At 63.3% G+C, this 9,887-nt stretch carries 9 protein-coding genes; 1 reads left to right on the top strand and 8 read right to left on the bottom strand.

Annotated features, from left to right (window positions below):
- Positions 1-226 precede the first annotated feature (226 nt).
- The 4 genes from NKH13_RS29665 to NKH13_RS29650 are packed head-to-tail and all read right to left on the bottom strand — an operon-like array spanning position 227 to position 4,190.
- Positions 227-1,405 (bottom strand): hypothetical protein, encoded by a 1,179-nt coding sequence (locus NKH13_RS29665; RefSeq protein WP_352916296.1) that lies wholly within the window; start codon positions 1,403-1,405, stop codon positions 227-229.
- A 56-nt stretch (positions 1,406-1,461) separates the two neighbouring features.
- Positions 1,462-2,472 carry a succinylglutamate desuccinylase/aspartoacylase family protein gene (locus NKH13_RS29660; RefSeq protein WP_352916293.1) on the bottom strand — a complete coding sequence of 337 codons (1,011 nt, stop codon included), beginning with the start codon at positions 2,470-2,472 and terminating at the stop codon, positions 1,462-1,464.
- Between the two features lie 9 nt (positions 2,473-2,481).
- Positions 2,482-2,826 (bottom strand): RidA family protein, encoded by a 345-nt coding sequence (locus NKH13_RS29655; protein WP_352862774.1) that lies wholly within the window; start codon positions 2,824-2,826, stop codon positions 2,482-2,484.
- 44 nt (positions 2,827-2,870) lie between these two features.
- Complete coding sequence (locus NKH13_RS29650; RefSeq protein ID WP_352916290.1) at positions 2,871-4,190, bottom strand: alanine racemase; 1,320 nt, start codon at positions 4,188-4,190, stop codon at positions 2,871-2,873.
- Positions 4,191-4,264: 74 nt separating this feature from the next.
- Between NKH13_RS29650 and NKH13_RS29645 the strand changes: the two genes are divergently transcribed.
- Positions 4,265-5,206 (top strand): amidohydrolase family protein, encoded by a 942-nt coding sequence (locus tag NKH13_RS29645; protein WP_352916287.1) that lies wholly within the window; start codon positions 4,265-4,267, stop codon positions 5,204-5,206.
- Here NKH13_RS29645 and NKH13_RS29640 read toward each other — a convergent pair.
- Genes NKH13_RS29640 through NKH13_RS29625 form a run of 4 tightly spaced genes read right to left on the bottom strand, consistent with a single transcriptional unit; the run spans position 5,180 to position 9,689 of the window.
- On the bottom strand, positions 5,180-6,151 hold the full coding sequence (locus NKH13_RS29640) for an ABC transporter permease (protein ID WP_352719034.1): 972 nt from the start codon (positions 6,149-6,151) through the stop codon (positions 5,180-5,182). The genes NKH13_RS29645 and NKH13_RS29640 overlap by 27 nt on opposite strands.
- Complete coding sequence (locus NKH13_RS29635) at positions 6,148-7,113, bottom strand: ABC transporter permease (RefSeq protein WP_352719035.1); 966 nt, start codon at positions 7,111-7,113, stop codon at positions 6,148-6,150. Before NKH13_RS29635 ends, NKH13_RS29640 begins: the two co-directional genes overlap by 4 nt.
- Positions 7,110-8,618 (bottom strand): sugar ABC transporter ATP-binding protein, encoded by a 1,509-nt coding sequence (locus NKH13_RS29630; protein ID WP_352719036.1) that lies wholly within the window; start codon positions 8,616-8,618, stop codon positions 7,110-7,112. Before NKH13_RS29630 ends, NKH13_RS29635 begins: the two co-directional genes overlap by 4 nt.
- An 18-nt stretch (positions 8,619-8,636) precedes the next feature.
- Positions 8,637-9,689: an ABC transporter substrate-binding protein gene (locus NKH13_RS29625; protein ID WP_352719037.1), complete on the bottom strand. Its 1,053-nt coding sequence runs from the start codon at positions 9,687-9,689 to the stop codon at positions 8,637-8,639.
- Positions 9,690-9,887: the final 198 nt, after the last annotated feature.

The following is a 9,887-nucleotide window of genomic DNA, read 5'->3' as shown; positions in this document are numbered from 1 at the left end:
AAGGGCTTCACGCCCTACGAGTTCATCTGCAAGGCATGGGCTTCCCAGCCCGAGCGCTTCACTCTCAATCCGCTCCAGCAAATGCCGGGACTAAACATCTAGGCTGCTGGCCGCCGGCCAAAGCGATGCGAGGATCCATGCGGGAAGTCCTCCGAGCGCCTCTCCGGCATTACGCGCAAAGCTCGAGCGAAAATGAGGTCTACTGGATCGGCCGTGGATCGATCGTTCACACAGCTCGTGCGGCACTCACCCAATCGAGGCGTGCGGCAGGGACAAGGCCGTAATTGTAGAAATTGATGCCATCGACGCCCGCCGCCAGCGCCGGTTTCACTTTGGCGGCGAGAATGTCGGGGCCTGCCATTTCCGGATGGAACAGCCGGTAACCGGTCCCAAGGAATTTCTCTGCTCCGAGCGTGGCATGGCCAGTGGCCATGAGATCTGCGACATCGCTGGCCTGCATATCGTAGGCGCACAGGATCGCGCCGTCGCAAGCCTGGCCCAGAGCTGCCAGATCGCAGCCGCCCAACCAGCCGTCCTTCAGGTCAATGATGAGGACACGTGTGCCCGGATCGGCAACGTCGCGCAGCTCGGCAACCAAGCTGGTCACCGGCTCGAACCGCCACAGCAGAAAATCGTATAATTCTGGCCAGGGCCGGAAGGTATCGAAGCTACCGTTCGGAAAGTCCGGAAAACGCGGTGCCGGAACGGCACGATCACAGGTCTCGACGATCCAGCCCCTGACCAGTTTGCGCGCCGCCTCGCCATCAATGCCGGCATATGCGGCGCGTGCGAGGCAGGACGGGCAAAAGCACAGCGACAGAAGGAAGTCATCTTCCGCGGTCAGCCCGACACCGTCCTTCTCGTGATGATATTCGTGGGCGAAGCTCATGAATGACGGGCTTTCGAGCTCGATTCTGTCCGGCTTGTAAGTGTGCGTAACGTCGGCGACCAGCGCGCGAACATAGGCGCGCGCATCCGGATGCGAGGGACAAAGGTTGTAATAATTGGGATCGCCGAAGGCATTTCGGGTGACCACCTGCGGATAAAGCATGCCGGCGCGGGTGTTGTGCAGGCACACCGTCCAGCACGAAACACCCAGCCCATTGGCGTCTCGTCTGCGAACGAGCTCGCCAAGCACGTCGCCGCCCTGCGAGATCACGTCCGCCACCTTGGGCTGAATTGCGAGGTCGGCCCACCGCGCGGCGGTTGGCTTGAAGTAGATCGTGCCGTCCTCCGGGAAATAGGCTTTGCGGCGCGGGCTGCGCGGCTGAAGGAAGCGCCCCGCATGATACGAGGCAGCAAGGCTGATCATGTTGAGTCCCGCGCGTTCGACCAGATCGCGTTCGACCATCTCGAAACCCAGATCCTGGACATCCCAGGGGTAGGTCCACATGGAAAGCTGCATAAGATATCCTCAGTTCTCCAGAGTGACGCAGCAGGCAGACGCCGTGCGGTTTCCCTTTAGGTTTCTACGGGTTCGGCGACTTGCATGAGGCAGTCTCCTGCCTCGCACATTGTATGCAGCCGCCGCGAAAGCACGATGCCGTTTTCGGCAAAATGCAAGGCTTCCTCGGCAAGATCGAGCCTTTCGAGATCGTGATACCAGCCAGCCAATTGTCCGGCGTTCACGCTGTCGCCAACCCTCACGGCGGGTTCAAACCAGCCGCGGCGGGTGGCGTAGAGGCCTTGGCTATGCCGCGAAAGCGAAAGCAGTCGCGTCGGCATCGAATGCATTGACTCCGCGCCAACAACTGGCCCGTCGACCAGGCCTAGCGCAATCAGCAGATTGTCGATCGCGCGAGCGGTGATCGCCATCGTGTCGACCGTGGCGGTGCCGCCGCCCCCGAACTCACCGCTGACGCCGATGACGCCGGCACGGCGCGCTGCGCCCATGGAGGTCGGCGAGGCCTGGCCATTGTCGGCCACGAACCCATAGGGCATGCAGAGCGCCCGCATCAGCTCCACCCCGCGCCTGTGGCGCTCGGGATCGGCATTGTGCTCGACGAGTGCAGTCGGCAGATGTTCCATCGAAGTGCCCCCCGAATGGATGTCGAAGACAATGTCGTGTCGGGGGAACAGGTCTGTCTCGAGAAAGTTGGCGAGCCGGCTTGTCGGCGTGCCCGACGGATCTCCGGGAAAGGCGCGATTGAGATTGCCGCCATCGAGCGGCGAGCAGCGTTTGGCGGCCATCACCGCCGGCACATTGGCCATCGGCAGGATGGTGACGCGGCCCCTGACGCGCGCTGGATCGAGCCGGCGGACCAGCTTCGCCAAGGACAGCTCGCCTTCATATTCATCGCCGTGATTGCCGGCCATAAGAAGCAGCGACGGACCCTCACCGTTGCGAATGAGGCAGATCGGGACCTTGATTTGGAAATATGGCGAACGGTCTATCGAGAACGGGATGCTCAGATGGCTGAGCGTCTTGCCGTCCCGATCGAAATCGAGCGAATGGCTGATGCCGGTGTGCATGGCGACGGTTCACACAGCCGCGACGGCGGTGACCTCAATGCGGAGGTCAGGATCAGCGAGACGCGCCTCGACGCAGGCACGCGCCGGCAGACGGGCGGAATCCACCCAGGCATCGTAGATACTGTTCATGGCGTCGAAATCGCCAATCTGCGGCAGGAAGATGTTGACCGCCACGAGCTTCGACTTGCTGCTGCCGGCCTCGACCAGGAGCGCCTCGACCTTGGAGAGTACCTCGCTCGTCTGACCCTCGATGCCGGCCTTGCGATCGTCTGCGACCTGGCCCGCTATGTGCACGAGGCCGCCATAGACGACCGCCTGCGACATGCGGGAGCCGGACTGGAAGTACTTGATCATATCGGATCCTTTCGAGGTTCTCTTTTTGGAAATCGCGACGATGGTCAGCCGAAATAGGTGGGAAAGGCGTGGCTGACATACCCGGCCGCGTCGACGCCGAAGATCACGCGATAGCGATCGAGGCAGGTGCAGGGATGGGAGATGCCGAATTCAACGGTGTCGCCGACGGCAATGTCGTCGCCCGACGCAATTGTCAGGAAGGCGTGCTGGTCGTTGAGCTTGAAGACCTCGCCACGCGCTATCGGCAGCTGCTTGCCGGCACGAAAGATGGTCAGGACCATCGGAAAGCCCTGGTCGAACGACACGTCGCGCATGCCCATGCCGCAGATCGCAAGGCCGGGCTCCGGCCGCGACAGTACCTCGGCCCACAGGCGCAAAGCCGGACGGAACGAATTTCGTGCGGACGCATTGAAGCCGCCGACTGCAAAACCCTCGCGGGCATCGAGTGCGCCGAGCGAGCGGTCGTAGACGCCATGGTCGTGGAAGAAGATGGCGCCGCTTCGCAGCACCAGAGTCGCGCTGCCGTCCCCGGAAACGAGAGGCGAAAGCGCTGCGACCACTTTGTCGAAGTATACCGAGCCGCCTGCCGTGACGATCAGCGGGGTGTCGCCGCCGACGCGGGCGCGGAGCCGCAGGAACATGTCGGCTGTCATTGTCAGCAGGGCGGATATCGCCTCATCCGTGCGGCCAGGATCGGGCTGCGCCGCGGCACCTTCATAGGTTGCGACGCCGGCGATCAGCAGCCGGCCGCCGGCTGCTACAATCGCGTCGGCAATCGCCTCGGCTTCGCCGGTGGTCCGGGCGCCTGCCCTCCCCGCTCCAAGTTCGACGAGCACGCGCAATGGCGGCAGCGTCGCATTGGCCCGCCAGGCTTCGGCAAGCGCATTCACGGCGGCGATCGAATCGGCGAAAACGTAGAACTCGGCGCTTGGCCAGGCGCTGACAAGAACCGCAAGCCGGTTCGCACCACCTGGTCCGCCGACCTCATTGGCGATGATCAGCCGAGAGAGTCCGGCTCGGAGCATCACTGTGGCCTGCCTTATGTCGGCGAGGGTCGTGCCCCATGCTCCGGCCTCGATCAGGGACCGGGCAAGATCAGGCGCCATCGGGGTCTTGGCATGCGGGGCGATCACGGCGCCCCGTTCTCGCGCATAGCGCAGGAACAGGTCACGATTGGCGATGAAGGCCTCCTCGTCGACGGTCAACACCGGCAACGACATACGCCCATGCGCTGGATGCCAGCGCTCAGATGCGACAAGGCTGCTGTCCAAGCCGAGGGTGCCAGGCGGCACGCCGCGGATACGGTCATCGAGGAGGAAATTTTCTCGGGTCGCCAGCGACAGTACGGGTGAGCTTTCGGTCATCCGATGCTAGTCCTTCCTTCACAGGATGAAGTCCGGATCGATTTCCGATTCCGGCCACACCATGAGAGAGATGCGTGCCAACACCTTACCGCGGACCGATCATCGATGCCCACCATCATCTTTGGGATCTCGGCCTCAGCCGGCACCCCTGGCTCGCCACAACGGCTGGCGAACGCGGCGGTCTGGGGGAGCTTGGCCCGTTGCGGCGAAACTACCTTCCTGAAGATTATTTGCGCGACGCCGGCCGGCACAATGTCGTCGCAACCGTCCATGTCGAAGCCGGCTGGACCGGGGATGACTGCGTCGGCGAAACGCGGTGGCTTGAAACGCTCGACAAGTCGCGCGGCGTGGCCGCCCGTTATGTCGTTCACATACCGCTGGCGAGCCGCCAAGCGCCGGCACTGGTCGAGGCGCAGGCGGCATTCGACCGTGTCGTCGGTGTGCGCGACATACTGAGCTGGGATCCGGATCCTGCCCGCCGTTTTGCTGCCCGTGATGGCATCATGGACGATCAGGCCTGGCGTGCCGGCCTGTCCCTGCTTGGGCGCCACCGGCTGGTTTTCGACCTGATGGTGTTTCCGCGCCAGCTCACCGGCGCGGCGCGCCTCGCAGCGGCCTTTCCGGACCAGCTCTTTGTTCTCAACCACTGCGGCAGCCCGATCGATCGCGATGCGGACGGGATGCGGGTGTGGCGCGAAGGGCTGCGGCTTTTGTCGGAGCGCGAGAACGTCGCCATCAAGATATCGGATCTGGTCGCCTACGATCATGATTGGACGCTCGCCAGCCTAAGGTCGGTTGTCATGCATTGCATCGACTGTTTCGGTACGCGGCGCGCGATGTTCGGCAGCGACTTTCCGGTCGCCGGCCTGCATGCATCGTTCGGTGCGGTGTATGACAGCTTCAAGGCCATTGCAGGAGAGCTTTCCGCGGACGAGCAGACGGCACTGTTCTACGGCAATGCACGGCGCATTTATCGGCTGGACGATATGTCATCGGCGGGCCTGCTCCCTGCCTGAGAGAAGCAGCAGCCCTAGGATCAGCGACCCGAACAGGATACTGCGCCAGCCGGGCGATGCGTTGACGACGGTGATCAGCGCCGTGATCGTAACCAGCAGGATGGCGCCGGGGATGGTGCCGGCATAGGTGCCCAGCCCGCCGAGGATCGAGGTGCCGCCAAGCACCACGGCGGCAATCGAGGCGAGCAGATAAGGATCGCCAATACCGACATAGCCTTGTCCGTTCATGCCGAGGACCAACACACCGGCAAGTCCCGAACAGAAGCCGCTGATGCCGTAGACCGCGAGCGTGGTCGAGGCGACGGGAACCCCGGACAGCGCCGCGGCGAGCGGATTGGCGCCCATCGCGAATATCCGGGCGCCAAGGGATGTCGCATGCATCGTGGTCAGAACGATCACTGAAATGACCACCCACAAAAGCACGCCTGCCGGAATACCGACCGGCCGCGCATTGCCGAGCCAGCGGACCAGCGGGTTCTCAGCGGTCACGGCACTGCCGCCGGCGATGATGATCAGCAGACCTTGCAGGAATGTCGCCATCGCCAGTGTCATGATCATCGGATGAACGCGCAACAGCGCCACGCCCAGCCCGTTTACGAGACCTATCGCGGTCGTCAACGCAAGCACTGCAAGAACGGCTGTGAGCCCGGTCGGATCCGCCTGCAATGAGAGCAGCGGGAGGCTGACGGCACTGACCGTGACAATCGCCGCGACGGAAAGGTCGATGCCGCCGGCAATCACCACGAAGGTCTGGCCTGCCGCGACCAGGCCGATCACCGCGCCCAACTCGACCAAATAGCGCAAATGACCATAAGCGCCGAAGCCACGTGAAGCGAAGCTCGCCGCGATCCACACCGCGGCAACGATAGCGACCGTGAGGAAGGGCCGGCTGCGCAGGATCGTCAACGCCCGCCTGCCGCGCGTGCTCTCTTTCCGTGCTGTCATTGCTGCACCTTGCGGAATTGCGGGATGGCGACCGCCCCGATGATAATGAGGCCTTGGGCGACATACTGAGCAACTGGCGTGAAGCCGAGGAAGAACATGACACTGATCATCAGGCTGAGCAGCAGGCTGCCGGCAAGCGCGCCGCGCATCGTGCCCTGGCCGCCGAGGAAGCCGACTCCGCCGAGCACCGCGGCGGCAATGGAATTCAGCGTGAACGCAGTGCCGATGACTGGATCACCCGAACCCGTTTGCGCGGCGACGAACAGACCGGCGCCTGTGCAAAGCAGGCCGCTAATCGCATAGGCGGCGATGCGGGCACCGTCGACCGGCACGCTGGAGCGGTAGGCGCCGACGGGATTTTCGCCAGCAGCATAGATGCTCAAACCAAGCGGCGTGGCGAGATAGAGTTTCCACAGAAGCACGATGAGTACCAGCAGCACGAATGCCGCCGGCGTGTTGCCGGCAAGCAGGTCCGACAGCCACTCGGGTATGGCGCCGCCCGGCCTCGGCAGGATGAGCAGCGCAGCACCGCCGATAATGAAGGAGCCAGCGAGCGTCACCACGATCGCCGGCAACCGAAGTTTTACGACGATGAACCCGATCGCGGCACCGATGCCGAGACCGGTCAGCGCCACCGCGGCGGCGCCGCCGGCTACGCCTAGCGGTCCAGTCATCGTCGTCGCAGCGATCACCGCGCCCAGGCTGACCATTGCGCCGATGGCCAGGCTTATGCCGCCGGTGAGCATGAGGATCGCCTGAGCCATCGCAACCAGCGCCAGTGGAAACCAACTCTGGGTGAATTTGGCGAAGCCGGACGCTGTCAAGAGGCCGGGAAACAGGAAACCGTAGGCAATGACGAACGCCAGGACCACAGCGAACAGGCTGCGCACGCCGACATTGCGGCGCAACTGAACCGGCCAGTAGAGCGCGCCGGCTTGGCTTGGGGATGCAACCGTGCTCATTCTGCAACTTTCTGCTGTTCGGCGCCCATTGCGGCGGAAACGATGGCTTCCTCGCTCAGTGCCTCGCGCTCGAGCATGGCCACGATGCGGCCTTCGCGGACCACGGCGACACGGTCGCAAAGGTGCACCAGTTCGGGTGTGTCAGAACTGAGCAGCACGATCGCCTTGCCGGCGGCGGCGAGGTTGCGAAGCATCATGTAGATCTCACGCTTGGTCTCGACATCGACGCCCCGCGTCGGATCGTTGAGGAGAAGCACAAGCGGATCGTGTGGCATCCATTTCGCCAGCGCGACCTTCTGCTGGTTGCCACCTGAGAGTGCCAGCGCCGGGCGGTCGAGGTCGCCCTTGATGGCAAGCTGGGCGGCGAGGCCCCTTGCCATATCGCGCTCGGCCCGCCGGCTGCGCAGCTTCAGCGCCGGCAGCCTTGCGAAGGCGGGCAGCATCATATTGGTGATGATGGGATGGATCAGGTGCAGGCCTTCGCGCTTGCGGTCAGCCGGGACATAAGCGAGGCCGAGCGCATTGGCTTTCGGCACGCCGCCGGGCAAACCCGAAACACCGTTTACCGTCGCGGATACCGTCCTGGCGGGGATTGCGCCGTAGAGGCCAAGCAGCAGATCTTCCTGCCCCTGCCCGACCAGGCCGCCGATGCCAAACACCTCGCCCGTCCTGATGTCGAGATCAACGTCGCGCATCAGGCCGGCCGAAAAATTACGAACCGAGATGGCGTCGGCCGGCGATGGCGAAGGCCGCCATCGTGGAAAGAGATCGCCGGGGTCGCGGCCGACCATCAGCCGTACCAGCCCGGCGGCATCGGTTCCTTCCAGCGAGCAGTCCGCCGTGCAGATCCCGTCCTTGAGCACGGTAACATGCTGGCACAGCGTCATCACCTCGTTCAGTCGGTGTGAGATGTAGAGAATAGCGATGCCCTCGCCCCGAAGCCTCTCCAGCAGGTCGGTGAGGATTTTTGTCTCCGTTGCCGATAGCGATGACGTGGGTTCGTCGAGAATGAGCACGCGCGGCCGGCGGTAAAGCGCCTTGGCGATCTCCACCATCTGCCGGCGGCCGAGCGACAGGTGCCCCACCGGCGTAGACAGCGGTTCGTAAAGCCCGACAAGATCGCATGCGGCCCTGGCCCGGACGGCAAGCTCGTTGTAGTCGATTAAGCCGAACCGCTTAGGATAGGCGCCGAGCCCGATGTTTTCGGCAATGGACAGGCTGGCCGTCAGGCTGAGTTCCTGCTGGACAACGGCGATCCCGGCCTGTCGCGCATTAGCGGGGGTCATGCGCGAGACCGGGCGCCCATCGACCTCGATCGCCCCGCCGTCCGGGCGCAAGGCGCCGGACAAAAGGTTGATCAGTGTCGACTTACCTGCGCCGTTCTCGCCCAGCAGCGCATGCACGCGGCCCGGCTGAAGAGCGATGGTAACATTGCGCAGAACGGGGTTGCCGAAGAAGGACTTCGACACCCCCCGCGCGGCGAGAAGCGTAGCCGTGGTTGTCAATGCTACAACCCTTCAGGCTTATTTCTGGGCCAGCAGCTTCTTGAACAGATCCTCATCGTACGGCGAATAGATGTAACCGTCAGCCGGGAAATCCTTCGCCCGGGCGAGGTATTCGTCGATGTTGGAATTGTCGATCACCGGCAGCGGGATCTTGACGAAAGCCGGCACATCCTCGCCCTCCAGTGCCTGGACGGCGGTGTAGGTGGCGAAGGCGCCGAGCCAGTTCGGCTGCATCGTCGCCCAGCTCTTTAGGCCCTTTTCCTTCCACAATTCGAGGAACTGGCGCGCGTTCTCGCCGGTGATGGGCACCTGGTCGCGGCCCTGCTTGTCGAGCGCGAGCACGGCACCCGCCGACAACGCGCCGCCCAGCGACAGGATGCCGTCGATTTCGGGGTTGGCGAAAAGCAGGCTGGTGACGGCTTCCTGGGCGGGCGCGACATTGTAGGGCGTGTTCGTCTCGGCAAGCACGTTCACATCGGGATGGGCCTTAAGCTCGGCATCGGCGCCTTTGCGCCGGTCGTCGCTGACCGAAACACCGGCTGGGCCGTTGAGGATTAGAATCTTGCCCTTGCCGCCGATGGCGTCGATCAGGAACTTGGCCGCCTGGTCGCCCCACTGGGCGGAATCGGTGTTGACCTTGGCGGTCACCTGGTCGGTGTCGACGAGGCTGTCGAAGTTGATGATGGCGATGCCTTTGGCGCAGGCGTCCGCCAGCACGCGCGCCGGCGCGGTCGACGAACCAGCGATCAGGATGATGGCATCGACATCGGAATCGATCATCGACTGGATCTGCTGGATCTGGACGTTGGCGTCGCCCTGGGCATCGGTCACGACGAGCTTGTCGACCAAGCCTTGCTTCTTCAAAGTCTCGACTTCGGCTTCGATCGTGCCCTGTGTCTGCTTCATCCAGGTCGGCACTGAATAGATATTGGCCCAGCCGATCGTATATGGCGCTTTGCGATCGCCCTTGATGCATTTAGCGGCGGCGTTGGCCTGCGAGCCGGCGCCGAGGCTGAGGAGAAGGCCGAGGCAAAGGGCACTGGCGGATGCGAAAAACGATGATTTCGTCATGATTGTTCCCTTCTGAGGTTATGCCTGGGCGTGCGGGGTCGGGACGAGAAAACCCGCCGGTTGCCGCATCGGAAACCGCCAGTTTTCTCGTCGGGACTTTTTGCGCCTGGCTCGTTATTGTCCGATATTTCAGACAATAGGCCTGTATATCGGACAAATGGGATGCTAGACTGAGCCTTGACATCTTTCAAGCGTCTT

Source organism: Mesorhizobium sp. M1348 (assembly GCF_040317925.1).
Taxonomy (GTDB): domain Bacteria; phylum Pseudomonadota; class Alphaproteobacteria; order Rhizobiales; family Rhizobiaceae; genus Mesorhizobium.
This window is presented reverse-complemented; position numbering and strand designations above follow the sequence as displayed.